Origin of the sequence: Streptomyces sp. NPDC058086, from assembly GCF_042885015.1 — a bacterium.
Classification (GTDB): domain Bacteria; phylum Actinomycetota; class Actinomycetes; order Streptomycetales; family Streptomycetaceae; genus Streptomyces.
In genome coordinates, this window is sequence record NZ_JBHVST010000014.1 from 56,442 (window position 1) to 76,613 (window position 20,172).

At 68.6% G+C, this 20,172-nt stretch carries 24 protein-coding genes and 1 tRNA gene; 11 read left to right on the top strand and 14 right to left on the bottom strand.

What is annotated here, in order from left to right:
• Positions 1-28 precede the first annotated feature (28 nt).
• Positions 29-2,527, top strand: coding sequence for a transglycosylase domain-containing protein (locus ACFVWD_RS13745; RefSeq protein ID WP_389595988.1), 2,499 nt, complete (start codon positions 29-31; stop codon positions 2,525-2,527).
• 25 nt (positions 2,528-2,552) lie between these two features.
• Here ACFVWD_RS13745 and bcp read toward each other — a convergent pair whose 3' ends face one another.
• A complete protein-coding gene (gene bcp / locus ACFVWD_RS13750; RefSeq protein ID WP_067379715.1) occupies positions 2,553-3,020 on the bottom strand; it encodes a thioredoxin-dependent thiol peroxidase in 468 nt (155 codons plus the stop codon).
• 145 nt (positions 3,021-3,165) lie between these two features.
• On the opposite strand from bcp, the gene ACFVWD_RS13755 reads away from it, so the two are divergent.
• From ACFVWD_RS13755 to sugE, 3 genes are all read left to right on the top strand, one after another.
• Entirely contained in the window at positions 3,166-3,504 is a 339-nt protein-coding gene (locus tag ACFVWD_RS13755; protein ID WP_389595989.1) for a DUF3618 domain-containing protein, read from the top strand.
• 138 nt (positions 3,505-3,642) lie between these two features.
• The gene (locus ACFVWD_RS13760; RefSeq protein ID WP_389596118.1) at positions 3,643-3,945 is read left to right on the top strand and encodes a GroES family chaperonin; all 303 of its coding nucleotides are present in this window, start codon (positions 3,643-3,645) and stop codon (positions 3,943-3,945) included.
• Between the two features lie 176 nt (positions 3,946-4,121).
• The gene (sugE, locus tag ACFVWD_RS13765; protein WP_389595991.1) at positions 4,122-4,442 is read left to right on the top strand and encodes a quaternary ammonium compound efflux SMR transporter SugE; all 321 of its coding nucleotides are present in this window, start codon (positions 4,122-4,124) and stop codon (positions 4,440-4,442) included.
• Positions 4,443-4,461: 19 nt separating this feature from the next.
• Here sugE and ACFVWD_RS13770 read toward each other — a convergent pair whose 3' ends face one another.
• On the bottom strand, positions 4,462-4,947 hold the full coding sequence (locus tag ACFVWD_RS13770) for a GNAT family N-acetyltransferase (protein WP_389595993.1): 486 nt from the start codon (positions 4,945-4,947) through the stop codon (positions 4,462-4,464).
• A gap of 182 nt (positions 4,948-5,129) precedes the next feature.
• Here ACFVWD_RS13770 and ACFVWD_RS13775 point away from each other — a divergent pair, with 182 nt between their 5' ends.
• The 3 genes from ACFVWD_RS13775 (at position 5,130) to ACFVWD_RS13785 (ending at position 6,562) form a co-directional block, all read left to right on the top strand.
• A complete protein-coding gene (locus ACFVWD_RS13775) occupies positions 5,130-5,783 on the top strand; it encodes an HNH endonuclease (protein WP_389595995.1) in 654 nt (217 codons plus the stop codon).
• Positions 5,780-6,442 carry an HNH endonuclease gene (locus ACFVWD_RS13780; protein ID WP_389595997.1) on the top strand — a complete coding sequence of 221 codons (663 nt, stop codon included), beginning with the start codon at positions 5,780-5,782 and terminating at the stop codon, positions 6,440-6,442. The genes ACFVWD_RS13775 and ACFVWD_RS13780 overlap by 4 nt, the downstream gene beginning before the upstream one ends.
• A 35-nt stretch (positions 6,443-6,477) precedes the next feature.
• A tRNA-Leu gene (locus tag ACFVWD_RS13785) sits at positions 6,478-6,562 on the top strand.
• Positions 6,563-6,604: 42 nt separating this feature from the next.
• Here ACFVWD_RS13785 and rdgB read toward each other — a convergent pair.
• The 4 genes from rdgB to ACFVWD_RS13805 all read right to left on the bottom strand — a co-directional run bounded on the left by rdgB (position 6,605) and on the right by ACFVWD_RS13805 (position 8,883).
• The gene (gene rdgB / locus ACFVWD_RS13790; protein WP_389595999.1) at positions 6,605-7,207 is read right to left on the bottom strand and encodes an RdgB/HAM1 family non-canonical purine NTP pyrophosphatase; all 603 of its coding nucleotides are present in this window, start codon (positions 7,205-7,207) and stop codon (positions 6,605-6,607) included.
• 34 nt (positions 7,208-7,241) lie between these two features.
• Complete coding sequence (locus tag ACFVWD_RS13795) at positions 7,242-7,634, bottom strand: hypothetical protein (protein WP_389596001.1); 393 nt, start codon at positions 7,632-7,634, stop codon at positions 7,242-7,244.
• 124 nt (positions 7,635-7,758) lie between these two features.
• On the bottom strand, positions 7,759-8,493 hold the full coding sequence (rph, locus tag ACFVWD_RS13800; protein WP_385369327.1) for a ribonuclease PH: 735 nt from the start codon (positions 8,491-8,493) through the stop codon (positions 7,759-7,761).
• A gap of 156 nt (positions 8,494-8,649) precedes the next feature.
• A complete protein-coding gene (locus tag ACFVWD_RS13805) occupies positions 8,650-8,883 on the bottom strand; it encodes a glucose PTS transporter subunit EIIB (protein ID WP_030569190.1) in 234 nt (77 codons plus the stop codon).
• 174 nt (positions 8,884-9,057) lie between these two features.
• Here ACFVWD_RS13805 and ACFVWD_RS13810 point away from each other — a divergent pair, with 174 nt between their 5' ends.
• Together ACFVWD_RS13810 and ACFVWD_RS13815 are read left to right on the top strand one after the other, a co-directional pair.
• Positions 9,058-10,347 (top strand): PTS transporter subunit EIIC, encoded by a 1,290-nt coding sequence (locus tag ACFVWD_RS13810; RefSeq protein WP_389596003.1) that lies wholly within the window; start codon positions 9,058-9,060, stop codon positions 10,345-10,347.
• A gap of 180 nt (positions 10,348-10,527) precedes the next feature.
• Positions 10,528-11,793, top strand: a complete 1,266-nt coding sequence (locus tag ACFVWD_RS13815) for a PTS transporter subunit EIIC (RefSeq protein WP_389596005.1) — start codon at positions 10,528-10,530, stop codon at positions 11,791-11,793.
• Between the two features lie 171 nt (positions 11,794-11,964).
• Here the strand turns inward: ACFVWD_RS13815 and ACFVWD_RS13820 are convergent, their stop codons facing one another.
• Positions 11,965-12,717: an MBL fold metallo-hydrolase gene (locus ACFVWD_RS13820; RefSeq protein WP_389596007.1), complete on the bottom strand. Its 753-nt coding sequence runs from the start codon at positions 12,715-12,717 to the stop codon at positions 11,965-11,967.
• A gap of 260 nt (positions 12,718-12,977) precedes the next feature.
• Between ACFVWD_RS13820 and ACFVWD_RS13825 the strand changes: the two genes are divergently transcribed.
• Positions 12,978-13,448 (top strand): type II toxin-antitoxin system PemK/MazF family toxin, encoded by a 471-nt coding sequence (locus ACFVWD_RS13825; protein WP_389596009.1) that lies wholly within the window; start codon positions 12,978-12,980, stop codon positions 13,446-13,448.
• 265 nt (positions 13,449-13,713) lie between these two features.
• Here ACFVWD_RS13825 and ACFVWD_RS13830 read toward each other — a convergent pair whose 3' ends face one another.
• From ACFVWD_RS13830 to clpS, 7 genes are all read right to left on the bottom strand, one after another.
• Positions 13,714-14,664: a PLP-dependent cysteine synthase family protein gene (locus ACFVWD_RS13830; RefSeq protein WP_168508914.1), complete on the bottom strand. Its 951-nt coding sequence runs from the start codon at positions 14,662-14,664 to the stop codon at positions 13,714-13,716.
• Between the two features lie 17 nt (positions 14,665-14,681).
• A complete protein-coding gene (locus ACFVWD_RS13835; RefSeq protein WP_054229696.1) occupies positions 14,682-14,960 on the bottom strand; it encodes a MoaD/ThiS family protein in 279 nt (92 codons plus the stop codon).
• Between the two features lie 124 nt (positions 14,961-15,084).
• Entirely contained in the window at positions 15,085-15,186 is a 102-nt protein-coding gene (locus ACFVWD_RS13840) for a putative leader peptide (protein ID WP_389596011.1), read from the bottom strand.
• Between the two features lie 101 nt (positions 15,187-15,287).
• Positions 15,288-15,710, bottom strand: a complete 423-nt coding sequence (locus ACFVWD_RS13845; RefSeq protein WP_389596013.1) for a Mov34/MPN/PAD-1 family protein — start codon at positions 15,708-15,710, stop codon at positions 15,288-15,290.
• A gap of 99 nt (positions 15,711-15,809) precedes the next feature.
• Complete coding sequence (locus ACFVWD_RS13850; RefSeq protein ID WP_389596015.1) at positions 15,810-17,270, bottom strand: amino acid permease; 1,461 nt, start codon at positions 17,268-17,270, stop codon at positions 15,810-15,812.
• Between the two features lie 402 nt (positions 17,271-17,672).
• Positions 17,673-18,278 carry a DUF2017 domain-containing protein gene (locus tag ACFVWD_RS13855; protein ID WP_389596016.1) on the bottom strand — a complete coding sequence of 202 codons (606 nt, stop codon included), beginning with the start codon at positions 18,276-18,278 and terminating at the stop codon, positions 17,673-17,675.
• Between the two features lie 98 nt (positions 18,279-18,376).
• Entirely contained in the window at positions 18,377-18,694 is a 318-nt protein-coding gene (gene clpS / locus ACFVWD_RS13860; protein ID WP_352049040.1) for an ATP-dependent Clp protease adapter ClpS, read from the bottom strand.
• A 119-nt stretch (positions 18,695-18,813) separates the two neighbouring features.
• On the opposite strand from clpS, the gene ACFVWD_RS13865 reads away from it, so the two are divergent.
• Positions 18,814-20,142, top strand: coding sequence for a nicotinate phosphoribosyltransferase (locus ACFVWD_RS13865; protein ID WP_389596018.1), 1,329 nt, complete (start codon positions 18,814-18,816; stop codon positions 20,140-20,142).
• Positions 20,143-20,172 lie beyond the last annotated feature (30 nt).

Sequence of the window (20,172 nt, forward strand, 5' to 3'; positions counted from 1 at the left end):
CGATGCGAAACAGGAGTCCGGCGAACAGATGAGTGACAAGCCGCAGCCGCAGCAGAGCAGCCAGGGCTGGGCCCTGAGGGAACCGGAACCGGAACCGGCGCCTCAAGCGGCACCGGGCGGGCCGGGCAGCGACAGCGCACCGGGCGATCCGGGTGGGACGGACACGCCGGGGATGCCGGGCGAGGCGGGGAAGAAGCCCAGGCGGAAGCGGACGGGCTGGGGGCGGCTCATCCCGACCTGGCGGATGGTGCTCGGCACGTTCCTCGGCGCGATACTGCTCGTGATCGGCCTGTTCACACTCGGCTACTACCTGGTCAAGATCCCGTCCGCGAACGCCGCCGCGACCAAGCAGAGCAACGTCTACCTCTACGCGGACGGCAGCCAGCTCGCCCGCGACGGTGAGGTCAACCGCGAGAACGTGTCGCTCGCGCAGATCTCGAAGGACGCCCAGCACGCGGCGCTCGCCGCCGAGGACCGCGACTTCTACACCGAGTCGGCCGTCGACCCCAAGGCGATGATCCGCGCCGGCTGGAACACCGTCACCGGCAAGGGCAAGCAGTCCGGTTCGACGATCACCCAGCAGTACGTGAAGAACTACTACCTGGGCCAGGAGCAGACCGCCACGCGGAAGGTGAAGGAGTTCTTCATCTCCATCAAGCTCGACCGCCAGAAGAGCAAGGACGACATCCTCGAGGGCTACCTCAACACCAGCTACTACGGCCGCAACGCGTACGGCATCCAGGCCGCCGCCCAGGCGTACTACGGCGTCGACGCCAAGAACCTGACGATCGGTCAGGGTGCCTACCTCGCCGCGCTCCTGAACGCGCCGAGCGAGTACGACGTGGTCGCGCACCCCGAGAACAAGTCCGCGGCGCTCGCCCGCTGGAACTACGTCCTCGACGGCATGGTCAAGAAGAACTGGCTGACCCCGGCGGACCGGGCCAAGGCCACGTTCCCGCAGCCCAAGCAGGAAGTGGTCGCGGCCGCCATGTCGGGCCAGCGCGGCTACCTGGTGCAGGCGGTCAAAGACTACCTCGTCTCGAACAAGATCATCGACGAGGACACCCTGACCACCGGCGGCTACCGCGTCACGACCACCCTCCAGAAGTCCAGGCAGAACGCCTTCGTCAAGGCCGTCGACGACCAGGTGATGTCGAACCTCGACAAGAAGAACCGCAAGGTCGACCGGTACGTCCGCGCCGGCGGCGTCTCCATCGACCCGGCCACCGGCAAGGTCGTCGCGATGTACGGCGGCATCGACTACACCAAGCAGTACGTGAACAACGCGACACGCCGTGACTACCAGGTCGGCTCCACCTTCAAGCCGCTCGTGTTCACCTCGGCCGTGCAGAACGGCTCGCAGACGCAGGACGGCCGCACGATCACCCCGAACACGGTCTACGACGGCACCAACAAGCGCCCCGTGCAGGGCTGGAACGGCGGCTCGTACGCGCCCGAGAACGAGGACAAGATCTCGTACGGGCCCATCGCGGTACGCACCGCCACCGACAAGTCCGTCAACGCGGTGTACGCGCAGATGGCCGTCGACGTCGGCCCCGGCAAGGTCAAGCAGACCGCCGAAGCCCTCGGCATCCCCTCCAACACTCCCGACCTGACCGCCACCCCGTCCATCGCGCTCGGCCCGTCCACGGCCAGCGTCCTCGACATGGCGGAGGCGTACGCGACACTCGCCAACCACGGCAAGCACGGCACGTACACGCTCGTCGAGAAGGTCACCAAGGACGGCACGCCGGCCGTGAGCCTGCCCAAGCAGGACACCGAGCAGGCGGTGCCCCGGGAGGCAGCCGACACCACCACGTCCATCCTGCAGAGCGTCGTCGAGGGCGGCACCGGTACCGCCGCGCTGGCCGCCGGCCGGCCCGCCGCGGGCAAGACCGGCACCGCCGAGGAGGACCAGGCGGCCTGGTTCGCGGGCTACACCCCCGACCTCGCCACCGTCGTCTCCGTCATGGGCCAGGACCCCGACACCGGCACCCACGAGTCGCTCTACGGCGCCCTCGGCCAGGCCCGCATCAACGGCGGCGGCTACCCGGCGCAGATCTGGGCGCAGTACACGAAGGCCGCGCTCAAGGGCAGCAGCGCGAAGGACTTCGACCTCCAGCTCCAGCCGGGCGCGGAGGAGCAGCAGCTCCCGAGCACCGGCCCCACCGACCAGACCCCCGGCACCGGCGGCCAGGACAACGGGGGCCAGACCACGGGCGAGACGGCCACCCAGAGCCCGCCCCCGGACGAGACCCAGGGGCAGACCCAGGGCCAGACGGACGGCCAGACCCAGGGCCAGACGGAGGGTCAGATCCAAGGCCAGACGCAGGGCCAGACCGACGGCGGCACCACCACCGGCGGCGGCACGACCGACGGAACGACCACCGGCGGCACCACGGACGCGGGCACCACCACCGGCGGCGACACCGCGGCCCCGTCGGGCGGGACCACGGACGGCGGCGGTACGGCGGGGACGACCGCGGGAGCGGGGCCACTGAGCGCACTGACGTCACGAAAACAGTGACCCGCGCAATGACCCGCGCCCGGACTCAGATCCCCAGATCCTTGATGATCTTCGCCACGTGCCCGGTCGCCTTGACGTTGTACAGCGCCCGCTCGACCTTGCCCTCCTCGTCCACGATCACCGTGGAGCGGATGACGCCGACGACCGTCTTGCCGTACAGCTTCTTCTCACCGAAGGCGCCGTACGCCTCCAGGACGGTCTTGTCGGGGTCGCCGACCAGGGTGACCTTCAGGGACTCCTTCTCGCGGAACTTCGCGAGCTTCTCGGGCTTGTCCGGGGAGACGCCGATGACGTCGTACCCGGCACCGGCCAGCACGTCGAGGTTGTCCGTGAAGTCACAGGCCTGCTTCGTGCAGCCGGGAGTCAGGGCGGCCGGGTAGAAGTAGACGATGACCTTGCGGCCCTTGTGGTCGGCGAGGGAGACCTCGTTGCCGTCGGCGTCGGGCAGGGTGAAGGCGGGGGCGGTGTCGCCAGGCTGGAGTCGCTCGCTCATCGGAACCTCACGTGGCCGGGGTGAATGCTTACGGAACTACGGGAACGAGCGTAATGGGGGTGCCGAGGGGTGAGCGGCGGCCCGAACTGACAGACTGTCGACGGCACAGAGGCAGAGACCGGAACACGACCACGGAGGCAGCGCGGTGTCGGATACGTCGAGAACGTCGGATACCAGGACTCCGGCGCAGATCGAGGCGGACATCAAGCGCCGCCGCGAAACACTCGCCGAGACGCTCGACGAGATCGGCGTGCGCGTCCACCCGAAGACGATCGTCGGGGACGCCAAGGCCAAGGTCGCCTCCCAGATCGACCACACGCTCGGCCGCGCCTACGTCGGCGTGAACCGGGTGGTCGGCGATGTGAAGGGGCAGTTCGTCACCGAGGACGGCGCGCCGCGCCTGGAGCGCATCGTGCCCCTCGCACTCGTCGCGGTCGGGGTCGTGGGCCTGATGGTGGCGGGCTCACGGCGACGCAAGCGCTGACAACGGCTCGACCCCGGCTCGACTCGGCTCGGCCGGCTCGACCCGGCTGCGTACGGACGGCTCAAAGGCAGGTAGGTTCTGGGCGTGAGCGCCAATCGGGACAAGCAGACCCCCCACCACGACAAGTTGCCCATCCGGATGCTGCACGACCGCGTGCTGGTGCGGCAGGACGCCGCCGAGGGCGAGCGGCGTTCCGGCGGCGGCATCCTGATCCCCGCGACGGCGGCCGTCGGCCGACGCCTCGCCTGGGCCGACGTCGTCGCGGTCGGGCAGAACGTACGGACGGTGGAACCGGGCGACCGTGTCCTCTACGACCCCGAGGACCGGGCCGAGGTCGAGGTGCGGGGGATCGCGTACGTGCTCATGCGCGAGCGCGATCTGCACGCCGTGGCAGCGGACCGCTTCGAGGGCTCCGAGGACACGACCGGCTTGTATTTGTAGGGCGTAACCGACATGACGGGGCTGGTGACCATGGTCACCAGCCCCTTTTGCCTGCGCTTTGCTACCGTGGAAGACGTTGGAAGGACCCGACGAGACGCGCCGTACCGGGCGGAGAGCGAAAAGGCTCCCAGGCAAAGACGACGCACCCCTGTTGATCACTCACGGAGGTGCCTCCCATGGCCTGGATCCTGCTGCTCGTCGCCGGGCTGCTCGAAGTCGGCTGGTCGGTCGGCATGAAGTACACCGACGGCTTCACCCGCCTCGTCCCCAGCGTTCTCACCGGCGCGGGCATCGTCGCGAGCATGGTCCTCCTCTCCTACGCCGCCAAGTCCCTCCCCATCGGCACCGCCTACGGCGTCTGGGTGGGCATCGGCGCGGCCGGCGCGGCGCTACTGGGCATGCTCGTCCTCGGCGAACCGGCGACCGCCGCCCGCATCTTCTTCGTCTGCCTGCTCCTGGTGGCCGTGGTGGGCCTGAAGGTGACGTCGGGACACTGAGGCACGCACTCCCGCCGCGTCAGAACGAAATCCACACATCGGGAGCCAGGTCCGGTCGCCCAGGCACCGGCCTGCGCTCCTCCCTCCAGGCATCACCCGCGATATCGGCGGCGACGCGGCGCCAGAAGCGCACGGCGTCCGGGTTGTCGTCCTGAAAGGCGACCTCCCACGGTCCCGGATGCCGGGCGACGACCTCACGGACGGCACGCAGCCCGATCCCCGTCCGACGCGCCCCGCGCACCACGAAGAAGCTGCTGAGCACGCGGACCGGACCGTCCAGCCCTCGCACGAAGGCGAACCCGACGGGGCGTTCACCGCTCGTCACCAGATACGGCGCCCGGTCACCGTCCGCGAACACCGCCTCCAGCCGCTCACTGCGGAACGACCCGTCCGGACGGGGCAACACGCCCCGGAACTCGGACAGATCGTGCTGGAACAGCGCCCAGAGACGGTCGAGTACGGGGCGGTCGGTGACGTGGGCGAGGCGCACGGTCGTGTCGGACATGGTCCCCCTCCAAAGGTTTCGGGTCCGGGGCATGAAAAAAGCCTCCCGGGCGGACGTCGTGTCCGAATCCGAAAGGCGTGACTACTGATCAGCAGAGTACCAAAAGCCGGACGTGACCATCCGATAAACGGTTCGTTACTCCGTACGAGGCTGCGAACGCGCGGTCGGAACGGAGGGGAAACATGCCGGTCAGCCCGTACACCAAGGAGCGGTTGGAGGAGGCGGCGAGGTCGTCTCGGACGTTGTCGGAGGCGTTGACGAAACTGGGGGTGGATCCGAAGAGTTCGACGCGGCGGTACATCCTTGAGCGGATGAAGAAGCTCGGCGTGGGCACCTCTCACTTCGAACATGAGGGAGCGCGGTGGACCAAGGAGATCCTTGAACCGGTCGTCTCCGCATCGACAAGCGTGTACGACGTGCTGCGCCGACTCGGACTCGACCCGGTGGGCGGTCACCACACCAACATCCACCGCCGGATCAAGGCGTACGGCATCGACACCTCGCACTTCCAAGTCCCGGCCCAACGTGGGGAGACCAGACGACCTCGGACGCCGGAGGCCTTGCTCGTCGAGCAGTCGGCTGGTCATGCCCGGCGCATCCCGAGCGGCCAACTCAAACGGGCGATGACGACCCTGGGCGTGCCCGAACGTTGCGCGCGCTGTGGCACGGAGCCGACCTGGCGAGGTCACCCCCTCCCCCTGGAGGTCGACCACATCGACGGCAACTGGCGCGACAACCGCATCGAGAACCTCCGGTTCCTCTGCCCCAACTGCCACTCCACGACGGACAGTTACCGCGGTCGCGCCAAAGGACGCGCCAAGGGCGGCGCCTCATGAGCAGTGGTGTGCAGTACACCCGCGAGCGGATGACGCAAGCCGCCGAACAGTGCTCCGACATCGACGAGGTCATCGCCTTCTTCGGCACCCAGCCATACGGCTACCTCCGGCGCTACCTGACGAGACGCTTCGCTCAGTTCGGGATCGACATCTCGCACTTCCGCCACTGCGGCAGCCATACCAAACAGACTCGGCCTACGTCTGACGAACTGCGCGTGGCCGTGGCAGAGTCGTTCTCCATTGCCGAAGCGCTTCGCCACCTCGGCCGCCCGGACAACGGCAGCCAACGCGCGATGTTTCGCCAGTGGATCACCGAAGAATGCCTCCCGACCACTCACTTCCTGGGGCAGGCACACCAGCGGGGAAGGCCGGGTACTTCGCCTGCCAAACGGCCGGAGGACATTCTGATCCAGCACAGCGGGAAGCGCCGGACTAGGACTTCGCAGTTACGCCGAGCGCTCCGCCAAATCGGCATACCCGAGCAATGTGCCGAGTGCGGCACTGGATCTGCGTGGCTCGGAAAACCCATGACGCTGGAAGTCGACCACATCAACGGAGACTGGAGCGACGACCGCCCGGAGAACCTCCGTTTGCTGTGCCCCAACTGTCACGCGATCACCAGCACCTGGTGTCGAGGAGGTCGTCGACACACCAGATAGGCAATCGCCACGGGACCGGTAGCATGGCGGCGTACGCGGCCGTGGCGAAATTGGCAGCACGCGCGGGCCTTAGGAGCCCGTGGGCGAAAGCCCGTGTGGGTTCGAGTCCCACCGGCCGCACGCACAGAGGGGCCGTCCGGCGAGGCGGCCCCTCTCCGTGTCTCAGCCCAACAACTCCCGAACCACCGCCACCAGCCCCCGGAACGCCTTCCCCCGGTGGCTGATCGCGTTCTTTTCCTCGGGGGAGAGCTCCGCGCACGTCCGCTTCTCCCCCTCCGGCTGGAGGATCGGGTCGTAGCCGAAGCCGTTCGTGCCGACCGGGGTGTGGCGCAACGTGCCCCGCAGCCGGCCCTCGACCACTCGTTCCGTGCCGTCGGGGAGAGCCAGCGCCGCCGCGCAGGCGAAGTGGGCGCCCCGGTGCTCGTCGGCGATGTCCGAGAGCTGGGCGAGGAGGAGGTCCAGGTTGGCCCTGTCGTCCCCGTGCCGTCCTGCCCAGCGGGCGGAGAAGATGCCGGGGGCGCCGTTCAGGACGTCCACGCAGAGGCCGGAGTCGTCGGCGACGGCGGGCAGGCCGGTGGCCTGGGCCAGGGCGTGGGCCTTGAGGAGGGCGTTCTCGGCGAAGGTGACACCGGTTTCCCTGACGTCGGGGATGTCCGGGTAGGCGTCCGCGCCGACGAGGTCATGGGTGAGACCGGCGTCGGCGAGGATCGCCTTCAGCTCGGTGATCTTTCCGACGTTGCGGGTGGCGAGGATCAGGCGGGTCATGGGGACCAGTATCCAGGGGCCGGAGAGCCGCTCGTCACGGCGTGCAGACCTTCGTCAGTTCTCCGGCCGCGTCGGTGACCGGGCTGACGTCAGGGGTGTTGTCGCCGTTCTTGACGGCCGTACGGACGTTGCCGACGGCCTTGTTCAGGTCGTCGACCGCCTTGTTGACGTCGGCGTTGTCCGTCTTGTCGCCGATCTTGTCGAGGTTGTTCTCGATCGCGTTGAGTGACTCGTCGGTCTGTGTCGGGTCGTTCGCCGCGTTCTCGACGGCCTGCTGGAGGTCGGTGACGCTGTCGGCGATGGAGTCGGCGGTCTGGACGCAGTCCAGGGCCTTGTTGACGGCGTCGCAGCCGACGGCCGCCGGCAGGGCGACGAGTACGGCGGCGACGGCGAATGCGACTGTGCGGCGTCGGTGGCGCGCGGCCATGGAACGGTCCCTCCCCGTGGACAAACATGTGGTCGACCCTGTGGCGCGGTCGGCTCGGCCCGTGCGGGGGCCGACGGGGGCGCACGGCTGGACCGTACGCCCGTACCCCTAAGAACGCGAAGGGTTATTCCGCGGTTGCCTCGAGGGTCGCCCGCTGGATCGCCGCGAGCTCGTCGCAGCCGGCGACGGCGAGGTCGAGCAGGGCGTTCAGCTCCTTGCGGTCGAAGGGCTCGGCCTCCGCGGTGCCCTGGACCTCGACGAAGCGTCCGTCGCCGGTGCAGACGACGTTCATGTCGGTGTCGGCCTTCACGTCCTCCTCGTAGCAGAGGTCCAGGAGGGGGATCCCGCCGACGATGCCGACCGAGACGGCGGAGACGGTGCCGGTCAGGGGCTTGCGGCCGGGCTTGACCAGCTTCTTGGCCTGCGCCCAGGTGATCGCGTCGGCCAGCGCCACGTACGCGCCGGTGATGGCCGCCGTGCGCGTGCCGCCGTCGGCCTGGAGGACGTCGCAGTCGAGGACGATGGTGTTCTCGCCGAGCGCCTTGTAGTCGATGACGGCGCGCAGGGAGCGGCCGATGAGGCGCGAGATCTCGTGCGTACGGCCGCCGATCTTGCCGCGGACCGACTCGCGGTCTCCGCGGGTGTTCGTGGCGCGGGGAAGCATGGAGTACTCGGCGGTGACCCAGCCTTCTCCGCTGCCCTTGCGCCAGCGTGGGACGCCCTCGGTGACGGAGGCGGTGCAGAACACCTTGGTGTCGCCGAAGGAGACGAGGACGGAGCCCTCGGCGTGCTTGCTCCAGCCGCGCTGGATGGTGATGGGGCGCAGTTGTTCGGGGGTGCGGCCGTCGATTCGAGACATGGCGTTGAGCCTAGCGGCATACGGCCGAGGGGCCGCCTCCGGTTGTGGAAGCGGCCCCTCAAGGGTGAGGTACGGGGCTCAAGGGTGCCCCTTCGACTCACATCGACCCAGATCGACTCACGTCGGTTCGCGTCGGTTCACATCACGTCTTCTCGGTCACATCATGTCTTCGATGTCCGCGGCGATGGGGTCGGCGTCGGTGCCGATGACGACCTGGATGGCGGTGCCCATCTTGACGACGCCGTGGGCGCCGGCGGCTTTCAGGGCGGCCTCGTCGACCTTGCTCGGGTCCACGACCTCGGTACGCAGGCGGGTGATGCAGCCCTCGACCTCTTCGATGTTGTCGATGCCGCCGAGCCCGGCGACGATCTTCTCAGCCTTCGTGGCCATGTCCTACTCCCTGATCAGAACCGCTTTGTCGCAGTAACCCACAGTTGGCCCATCTTTGCGAGCGGCCATGTCGCGCGTACCGAATGATGGCGTTCACGACAGCGCAACCGTTCGTCGACTGGTCTACACCAGTGGGCGTGCAGTCGCCAACCCGGCCCCGTCCGGAGGACGCCCATGAGTGCCGACAGCGCCCCCGCGCCCGCACGGGCCCGCTGGAACAAGCTGTTCCAGGGTCTTCAGAAGATGGGCCGCAGCCTCCAGCTGCCGATCGCCGTGCTGCCGGCCGCGGGCATCCTCAACCGGCTCGGCCAGCCTGATGTGTTCGGCGACAAGGGGCTCGGCTGGGGCAATGTCTCCAAGATCATGCGGGGCGCGGGCGGCGCGCTGCTCGACGGCTCGCTCGGGCTGCCGATGCTGTTCTGCGTGGGCGTGGCCATCGGCATGGCGAAGAAGTCGGACGGGTCGACGGCGCTCGCGGCGGTCGCCGGTTTCCTCGTCTACTACAACGTGCTGCGCCAGTTCCCGGTGAGCTGCACGGGCGGGATGAAGGCCCTCACGAACATCGGCTGCCAGGCGGCCGACTTCTCCGTGGCCCCGTTCACGTACCAGAATCCGGGGGTTTTCGGCGGCATCGCCATGGGACTGATGACCGCGTACTTCTGGCAGCGCTACCACCGCACCAGGCTGGTCGACTGGCTCGGGTTCTTCAACGGGCGGCGGCTGGTGCCGATCATCATGGCGTTCGTGGCCATCGCGTTCGCCGTGCTGTGCCTGTGGATCTGGCCGCCGGTGGGACGGAGTCTTGAGCACTTCAGCGACTGGCTGGTGGGGCTGGGCTCCTGGGGTGCCGGTGTCTTCGGGGTGGCCAACCGGGCGCTGCTGGTGATCGGCCTGCACCAGTTCCTGAACGTGCCCATCTGGTTCCAGTTCGGCAGTTACACCGCGCCGGACGGGACGACCGTGCACGGTGACGTCAACATGTTCCTGTGGGGCGATCCGAACGCCGGGCAGTTCACGTCCGGCTTCTTCCCCATCATGATGTTCGCGCTGCCTGCGGCGGCCCTGGCCATCACGCACTGCGCCCGGCCCGAGCGTCGCAAGGAGATCGGCGGGCTCATGCTGTCGGTCGCGCTGACCTCGTTCGTCACGGGCATCACGGAACCGCTCGAGTACTCCTTCCTGTTCGTCGCGCCGGTGCTGTACGCGATCCACGCGCTGCTGACGGGGGTGTCGATGGCGGTGACCTGGGGGTTGGGCGTGCACGACGGTTTCAGCTTCTCCGCCGGGGTCATCGATTACGTCATCAACTGGCATCTGGCGACCAGGCCGTGGGCGATCGTGCCGATCGGGCTGTGCTTCGCGGTCGTGTACTACGTGATCTTCCGGTTCGCGATCACGAAGTTCGACCTGAAGACTCCGGGGAGGGAGTCGGAGGAGGAGCACGAGGACACGACCAAGGCGTAGGCCGTTCGTTCACGAACCGCGGGCCGGTGGGTGCCGGTCGCGCGGCTTCGTCGCGCCCGGAACCGATTCCTCCCCTTATGACCCAGGCCACAAAATTCGCGGGTTCCTTATCTCACCTTCACCGTGCTACAACAGGTCTACACCACCGAGTGGTATAGACCACGCACACTGGAGGAAGTTGTGTCCACGGCCAGTGCCGCTCCCGCGGCCGAGAAGAAGAAGGGCTCCGGCGCGATGGCTGTCCTGCAGCGCATCGGCCGTAGCCTGATGCTGCCGGTCGCCGTACTGCCCGCTGCCGCGCTCCTCGTGCGTCTCGGCAACACCGACATGCTGGGACGCGCGTCCTTCCCCACGTTCCTCACCAAGATCGCCGGTTTTATGACGGCCGGTGGCAACGCGATCCTCGACAATATGGCACTGCTGTTCGCCGTGGGCATCGCGATCGGCTTCGCGAAGAAGTCGGACGGCTCGACGGCGCTCGCCGCGGTGGTCGGTTACCTGGTCTTCAAGAACGTGCTGGCGACGTTCACCGACAAGAACCTGCCGAAGGTGGCCACGGCCGTCGACGGCAAGGTGGTCATGGTGAACGCCCCCGTGGACGCCAAGGTCCTGGGCGGTGTGGTGATGGGCATAGTCGTCGCCCTGCTGTACCAGAAGTTCTACCGGACGAAGCTGCCCGACTGGGCGGGCTTCTTCGGCGGCCGCCGGCTCGTCCCGATCCTGTCCGCGTTCGCCGGTCTGCTGATCGGCATCGTCTTCGGCTACATCTGGCCGGTCCTCGGCACGGGTCTGCACAACTTCGGTGAGAAGCTGGTCGGTTCGGGTGCCGTCGGCGCCGGCATCTTCGGTGTCGCCAACCGCGCGCTGATCCCGATCGGCATGCACCACCTGCTGAACTCCTACCCGTGGTTCCAGGCGGGCGACTACCACGGCAAGAGCGGTGACATCGCGCGCTTCCTGGCCGGCGACCCGACCGCGGGCCAGTTCATGACCGGCTTCTTCCCGATCATGATGTTCGGCCTCCCGGCCGCGTGCCTGGCGATCGTGCACTGCGCCCGTCCCGAGCGCCGCAAGGTCGTCGGCGGCATGATGCTCTCGATCGCGCTGACCTCGTTCGTGACGGGTGTGACCGAGCCGATCGAGTTCACGTTCATGTTCATCGCGCCGGTCCTGTACGCCATCCACGCGGTCCTCACCGGCATCTCGCTGGCGCTGACCTGGGCGCTCGGCATGAAGGACGGTTTCGGCTTCTCGGCCGGCGCGGTCGACTTCGGCCTGAACCTCGGCATCGCGACCAACCCGTGGGGCCTGGTCCTGGTGGGCCTGTGCTTCGGGGTGGTCTACTACGCGGTCTTCCGCTTCGCGATCACGAAGTGGAACCTCCCCACGCCGGGCCGCGAGTCCGACGAGGAGCTGGCGGAGCTGCTGAAGGCGGAGGCCAAGTAGCCCCCCGCACACGACCGAGGGCCCCCGGAGAATCCTCCGGGGGCCCTTTCGTACGTACGGGTGGCCGCGGCTCCGACGCCGCGGCGACTTCCGGCTCTCCTGCGGCCTCTCCTACGACGGCCTCTGGATCCCCTGAGACGGCGACAACCTCTGAATCCCCTACGACGGCTTCTAGATCTCGTACGTCGATCGGGGCGTCGCCAGATCCGCGGGGCCCGAGTACACCGCGCGGGCGTCGGCCAGGTTGATCCGGGGGTCCGTCCACGGCGGGATGTGGGTGAGCAGCAGGCGGCGGGCGCCGGCGCGGCTGGCGCTCTCTCCCGCCTCGCGGCCGTTGAGGTGCAGGTCGGGGATGTTCTCCTTGCCGTGCGTGAACGCGGCCTCGCAGAGGAACAGGTCGGTGTCCCGGGCGAGTTCGTCCAGCGCGTCGGTGACACCGGTGTCCCCGGAGTAGGTCAGCGACTTCCCGTCGTGTTCGATACGGATGCCGTACGCCTCCACGGGGTGGCGCACCCGCTCCGTGTGCACCGTGAACGGGCCGATCTCGAACGTGCCCGGTTTGACGGTGTGGAAGTCGAAGACCTCGCTCATCGAGGAGGCGGTGGGAGTGTCCGCGTACGCGGTGGTCAGTCGCTGTTCCGTGCCCTCGGGTCCGTAGACGGGGAGCGGGTCGCAGCGACCGCCGTCGTGGCGGTAGTAGCGCGCGACGAAGTACGCGCACATGTCGATGCAGTGGTCGGCGTGCAGATGGCTGAGGAAGATCGCGTCGAGGTCGTAGAGACCGCAGTGGCGCTGCAGCTCGCCAAGGGCACCATTGCCCATGTCGAGAAGCAGCCTGAAGCCGTCGGCCTCGACGAGGTAGCTCGAGCAGGCCGATTCCGCGGACGGGAACGACCCCGAGCAGCCGACGACGGTGAGCTTCATAAGAGCTGGAACCTCCGCGCTGACAGGAAGTGCAGAGAGTAGATGCGGGGTGCAGGTACTCGGATGCAGATACGGGAACGGGGGTCGTGCGGTCCGTCGAGCGTAAGGCGCAAAAGGGCGGGTCGCTCCTCCACCAGGGGCTGTTGTGGGCGAACTCACCTGTGGTGTCACCGGTTCGGATGGATGGTCGACCGGAGGTCGGATGCCTGGGTTCCGCGGGCAGGGGGCGGGGCGGAGTGCGCGCCGGTACCTTCTTTGGTATGGACACGTCCTGGTGGCTCGCGTTGGCGGCCGTGGTGCTGCTCGCGCTGGTCGCGACGCTGGTGGACGGCTGGGGGCGCCGTGGACGCCGTGGGCGCCGAGGAGACCGGGCCGCCGGTCGGACTCGGCCGCCCGGGCGGCGGGAACGGCTGCGGATACCTCGGCCGCGGCCGGCGGAGATCTGGTGGGCGAAGGTTCCGTACGAGGACGGGCCCGGGGAGAAGGACCGGCCGTGTCTGGTGCTGGCCGTGCGGGGCGAACGGGTGACCGTCGCGAAGATCACGAGCAAGTACCACGACGAGCGGGCCGGGGTGATTCCACTGCCGCCGGGTGCCGTCGGCGATGCGCATGGGCGGGCGAGCTTCCTGGAGACGGATGAGCTGCGCGAGGTGCCCTTGTGGGAGTTCCGGCGGCGGGTGGGGGTGGTGGATCCGGTGCTCTGGGACCAGGTCCGCTACCTGGCCGGCTGAGGCTGTCCCCCGCCGCCCCTACCCGTCCCATCCCCGGGGCTCCGCCCCCAAACCCCCCGATCGGCCTGAACGGCCTCGTCCTCAAACGCCGGACGGGCTGAAAGATGCGCGCCAGCGCCCCTTCAGGGGGCGGGGAACTGCGCGCCAAGCCCCCACCGGCCCGCGGTCGAAAGACCACCCCTCGGGGTCTGGGGCGGAGCCCCAGGAGGATGGGACGGGCAGGGGCGGCGGGGGCGAGGAACGTCCTGGCCGCCGCCCGTGCGGCCTACGCCCAGAGCTGGCCCTGGAGGGTTTCGATGGCTTCTTCTGTGGTCGCGGCGGTGTAGACGCCCGTCGACAGGTACTTCCAGCCGCCGTCGGCGACGACGAAGACGATGTCGGCGGACTCACCGGCGGCGAGCGCCTTCTTGCCGACGCCGATCGCGGCGTGCAGCGCGGCCCCGGTGGAGACGCCCGCGAAGATGCCCTCCTGCTGGAGGAGCTCACGCGTGCGGGTGACCGCGTCGGCGGAGCCGACCGAGAAGCGGGAGGTGAGGACCGACGCGTCGTACAGCTCGGGGACGAACCCCTCGTCCAGGTTGCGCAGGCCGTACACCAGGTCGTCGTAGCGCGGCTCCGCGGCGACGATCTTCACGTCCGGCTTGTTCTCCCGGAGGTAGCGGCCGACGCCCATCAGGGTGCCCGTCGTGCCGAGGCCGGCGACGAAGTGCGTGATGGAGGGGAGGTCCGCCAGGATCTCGGGGCCCGTCGTCGCGTAGTGGGCGCCCGCGTTGTCGGGGTTCCCGTACTGGTAGAGCATCACCCAGTCGGGGTGCTCGGCCGACAGTTCCTTCGCGACGCGCACGGCGGTGTTGGAACCGCCGGCCGCGGGGCTGGAGATGATCTCCGCGCCCCACATGGCCAGCAGGTCCCGCCGCTCCTGCGAGGTGTTCTCCGGCATCACGCACACCATGCGGTAGCCCTTGAGCTTCGCCGCCATGGCCAGCGAGATGCCGGTGTTCCCGCTCGTCGGCTCCAGGATCGTGCAGCCCGGCGTCAACCGGCCGTCCTTCTCCGCCTGTTCGACCATGTGAAGGGCCGGGCGGTCCTTGACCGAACCCGTGGGGTTGCGGTCCTCCAGCTTCGCCCAGATCCGGACGTCGGCGGACAGCGAAAGCCGTGGCAGGCGCACCAGAGGGGTGTTGCCCACCGCGGCGAGCGGGGAGTCGTAGCGCATCAGCGATCAGCAGCCGATCAGACCATGCCGCCGGCCACGGCCGGCAGGATCGTCACGTTGTCGCCGTCGGTGAGCTTGGTGTTGATGCCGTCGAGGAAGCGGACGTCCTCGTCGTTCAGGTACACGTTGACGAAGCGGCGCAGCTGGCCGTCGTCGACGATCCGGGCCTGGATGCCCGCGTGCCGGGTCTCGAGGTCGGCGAAGAGCTCGGCGAGGGTCGCGCCGCCGCCCTCGACGGCCTTCTCGCCGCCGGTGTAGGTGCGGAGGATGGTGGGGATGCGGACCTCGATGGCCATGGTTGCGGGCTCCTGTCGGAAGGAAAAGTCAGGTCGGTGGGCGCGCGGCAGCGCGGAAGTAGCAGGGCGGGACGCCGGTTGCGGCCCCGCGGAGCCGTGGCTCACGGCCGTACGGCGGCAGGGTTCAGCGCCTACAGATGGCGCTCTGCAGCCTGCACAGGTCGACGTGCAGCCGCGCCACGAGCAGCATGCCCGGCGTCTTGTCGCTCACGTCCTGGGAAACCATGGGCTCATCGTATCGATTCCCCGTCCGGGTCCCGGAATGTGATCTCAGATGGTGGATGAATTCTGCCCGAAGTTCGGGATAGGGGCCGAGTAAGGACGGGATCAGTACGCCTCCACGACCGTGACCTCCTCCTCCGTCACCTCTCCCTCGACGATCCGGTACGAGCGGAACTGGAACGGACCCGCGTCGTCCGCGTCCGCCGTGGAGACGAGGAGGTAGTGCGCGCCGGGCTCGTTGGCGTACGAGATGTCGGTGCGGGAGGGGTACGCCTCGGTCGCCGTGTGGGAGTGGTAGATGATCACCGGCTCCTCGTCGCGGTCGTCCATCTCGCGGTACAGCTTCAGCAGGTCGCCGGAGTCGAACTCGTAGAACGTGGGCGAGCGGGCGGCGTTGAGCATCGGGATGAAGCGCTCGGGGCGGCCCGAGCCGGCCGGGCCCGCGACGACGCCGCACGCCTCGTCGGGGTGGTCCTGGCGCGCGTGCGCGACGATCTGGTCGACGAGGGCCTGGGTGATGGTCAGCATGTCGGTCAGGATAAGCAGAAGGGCCGCTCCGTACCGAGGGGTGGTACGGAGCGGCCCACATGCTGAACCGGGAGGGCCGGCCATGCTGAACCGGGGAGGTCAGCCGACCTTCTCGAACGCCGGCTCGCGGCCCTCGGTGACCTGGGGGTTGCGTGCCTTGAGCACCCACCAGCCGATGGCCAGGGCCGCGGCCCAGCCGGCCATCACGTACAGGCAGACGCGGGAGTCGGCGTCGTACGCGATGAGGCCTGTGACGAAGAGCAGGAAGACGACCGCGATCCAGCTGCACTTCGCTCCGCCCGGGGCCGGGAAGGAGGAGGCGGGCAGGCGTCCGGCGTCGACCGCGCGGCGGTAGAGGATGTGGCTGACCAGGATCATCAGCCAGGTCCAGATGCCGGCGGCGGTGGCCACGGAGGTGACGTAGCCGAAGGCCTTCTCCGGGACGATGTAGTTCAGGATCACGCCGATGCCCATGAAGAGCATGGAGACGGTGATGCCGATCGCCGGGGTCTTGGCCGAGGAGAGCCTGCTGAAGACCTTGGGGGCCTCGCCGTTGTCCGCCAGGGTGCGCAGCATGCGGCCCGTGGAGTACATGCCGGAGTTGCAGGAGGACAGGGCGGCGGTCAGGACCACGAAGTTGACGATGCCGGCGCCGGCCGGGATGCCGATCTTCGCGAAGGCCTCGACGAAGGGGCTGACGCCCGGGGCGAACTCCGTCCACTTCACGACGCAGAGGATGACCGTGAGCGCGCCGACGTAGAAGAGCGCGATGCGCCACGGGAGGGTGTTGATCGCCTTGGGGAGGGTCTTCTCCGGGTCCTCGGACTCGCCCGCCGTGACACCGACGAGCTCGACGGCGAGGTAGGCGAACATGACGCCCTGGAGGGTCATCAGGGACGAGCCGATGCCGTTGGGGAAGAAGCCGTCGAACTGCCAGAGGTTGGCGACGGAGGCCGTGTCACCGGCCGAGCTGAAGCCGAAGGTGAGGACGCCGAGGCCGATCACGATCATGCCGATCAGGGCGGTGACCTTGACCATCGAGAACCAGAACTCGATCTCTCCGAAGAGCTTCACCGAGATCAGGTTCGCCACGAAGAGGACGATCAGGAAGACCAGCGCCGTCACCCATTGGGGGACGGACGGGAACCAGTAGTGGACGTAGATCGCGGCGGCGGTGAGTTCCGCCATGCCGGTGACCACCCACATCAGCCAGTACGTCCAGCCGGTGAAGTAGCCGAAGAACGGGCCGAGGAACTCGCGGGAGTACTCCGCGAAGGAGCCCGAGACCGGGCGGTACAGGAGCAGCTCGCCGAGCGCCCGCATGATGAAGAAGATGATCACGCCTGCGAGGGCGTACATGAAGATGAGGCTGGGCCCCGCCTTGGCGATGTTCGCCCCGGCGCCCAGGAAGAGGCCGACGCCGACGGCGCCGCCGATCGCGATCATCTGGACCTGGCGACTGCCGAGCCCGCGCTCGTACCCCTCTTCGGGGGCGTCGCCGCCCACGGCCTCACTGCCGGCACGCGGCTCGTCGGTCTTGTCGACCTGCGATGAGGTCATGTGTGGTGCGCCTTTCTCCATGCCGGTCCGAGCCAGTCCTCTGGCTTCGGATCGGGTTCCGATCCCCCCGGATGTGATGGAGCTGTGCCTGGCCGGCGGTCGCCGGCTCGGTGGCGCACCCGACCGGACATGGGTGTTGTCCTGTCGGGCGGTCGTGAAGATCTATCACGGCCGCAAGATGGGCAGCCTGCGGGTGATGTAAGGCATGCCACAGGGAAAAGCGGACAAACAGCACTCAGGTGTGCATACCAGGCCAGGACGGTGACGGGATCGTTATCCGGATCTGAGCGTCCTCTGAGCGAACACCGATTGAACCCTGAACCAACCCCTGATCAGGGCATACCGGCCGCTTCACCGACCGCTTCCCCACTCAGTGCCCGATCAGGGCATCTCGGTGCCCGATCAGGGCATCAGCGTCTCGACGAGCGTCTCCTGGAGACCGCCCAGCCACAGGTACGCCATCACCATCGGCTTGCGAGGGTCCTCGTCCGGGAGGCGGTAGAGGAGGTCGGTGTCCTCCTCCTCGACGACGTCGAGCCGGGCACCGATCGCCAGGCGCAGGTCGTTGAGGGCGCGCAGCCACTGCTCGGACTCCCCGGGGGAGAGCTTGAGGACCGCACCGCCGTCGCCCGCCAGGGTGAGGGCGTCCAGCGAGCGGATCACCGTGAGGGCGTTCTCGCGCTTGCCGGCGCGCAGGTCGTTCTCGGTGAAGCGGCGGAACTCGGAGGAGTGCGCACGCTGCTCCTCCGCCTGTTCCGGCGAGGACGCCTCGACGTCGGGGCCGCTGTAGGCGTCCGGGAAGAGGCGCTGGAGCACGGGGTCGGAGGGCGGTTCGCTGGGGCCCTCCGCGAACAGTTCGGCGAGCGGGTCGTCGGGGGCGTTCTCCGCGGGGCCGGGACCGATGAGCTCCAGGAGCTGTACGGCGAGGGAGCGGATGATGGAGATCTCGACCTCGTCGAGCGCGACGGCCGCGCCGCCGCCGGGGAGCGGTTCGAAGTGTCCTGGCATGGAGTGAGTTCGCTACTTCCGGTCCTGCTCGCGGTTTACAGGGAGGGCTCGGGCTGCTGCCGGTCCGACGGCCGCCGGTCCGACGGCCTCCGGTCCCGCTACTTCCGGTCCTGCTGAAGGGTGGCCCACAGACCGTAGCCGTGCATGGCCTGTACGTCGCGCTCCATCTCCTCGCGCGTGCCGCTGGAGACGACCGCCCGGCCCTTGTGATGGACGTCGAGCATGAGCTTGGTGGCCTTGTCCTTGGTGTAGCCGAAGTACGTCTGGAAGACATACGTCACATAGCTCATGAGGTTGACCGGGTCGTTGTGCACGATGGTGAGCCAGGGGACGTCGGGCTCGGGTACGGCGAAGACCTCCTCCGCCGACTCGGTCTTTTCGATCTCTAGGGGTGCGGGAGCGGTCACACGGCCCATGCTGCCACCAGAGAGGGGGGCCCGCACAAACGGACCCCCGGAATACAACGGGATACAACCGGAATACAACGGCCCCCACAAATCGTCAGAGTGACGAGATGGGGGTACCATCCAGCCTTATGAACACAGCGGACCTTGGGCTGCCGGTGGACGTTCCCTCGACGGCGCTCTTCACGGACCAGTACGAGCTGACGATGCTGCGGGCCGCACTGGCCGCGGGGACCGCCGAGCGACGCTCGGTCTTCGAGGTCTTCACGCGGCGGCTGCCGGAGGGGCGGCGCTACGGCGTCGTGGCGGGCACCGGGCGGGTTCTCGACGCCGTCGAGAACTTCCGCTTCGACGCCGACGTCCTCGGCTTCCTGCGCGAGAACGCCATCGTGGACGAGCCGACCCTGGAGTGGCTCGCCTCGTACCGCTTCAGCGGGGACATCTGGGGCTATCCCGAGGGCGAGGTGTACTTCCCGGGCTCGCCGATCGTGCGGGTCGAGGGGTCTTTCGCCCAGTGCGTGCTCCTGGAGACGGTGATCCTCTCGATCCTCAACCACGACTCGGCCATCGCGGCCGCCGCCTCCCGGATGACCTCGGCCGCCGGGGGCCGGCCGCTGATAGAGATGGGCGCCCGGCGGACGCATGAGCTGGCCGCGGTGGCGGCGGCGCGGGCCGCGTACATCGGGGGCTTCACGACCACCTCCGACCTGGCCGCCGGATTCCGCTACGGCATCCCGACCGTCGGCACCTCCGCGCACGCTTTCACCCTGCTCCACGACCGCGAGCGGGACGCCTTCCAGGCCCAGGTGAACTCGCTGGGCCGGGGGACGACGCTGCTCGTGGACACGTACGACGTCGCGGAGGCGGTACGGATGGCGGTCGACGTCGCCGGGCCGGAGCTCGGGGCCGTACGGATCGACTCCGGGGACCTGCTGCTGGTCGCGCACCGGGTGCGGCAGCAGCTCGACGAGCTGGGCGCGACGGACACGCGGATCATCGTGACCTCGGACCTGGACGAGTACGCGATCGCCTCGCTGGCGGCGGCGCCCGTCGACGCGTACGGGGTCGGCACGCAGTTGGTGACGGGTTCCGGCCATCCCACCTGCTCGATGGTCTACAAGCTGGTCGCCCGCGCCGAATCGGCGGACCCGAAGGCTCCGCTGGCGCCCGTGGCCAAGAAGTCCACCGGCGGCAAGACCTCGATCGGCGGGCGCAAGTGGGCCGCGCGCCGGCTCGACGAGCGGGGGGTCGCCGAGGCCGAGGTGATCGGTACCGGGGCGGTCCCCGTGGGGCTCACCGAGCGACAGTTGCTGGTGGAGCTCGTCAAGGGCGGGCAGGTCCTCTCCCGCGAGCCCCTCGACGTCGTACGTGACCGGCACGCGGCCTCCCGCGCCAACCTGCCGCTGTCGGCGACACAGCTCTCGCGCGGGGAACCGGTCATTCCGACGGAATACATCTGATACGGCCCCTGCGGTGTGCGCGGGGTGCGC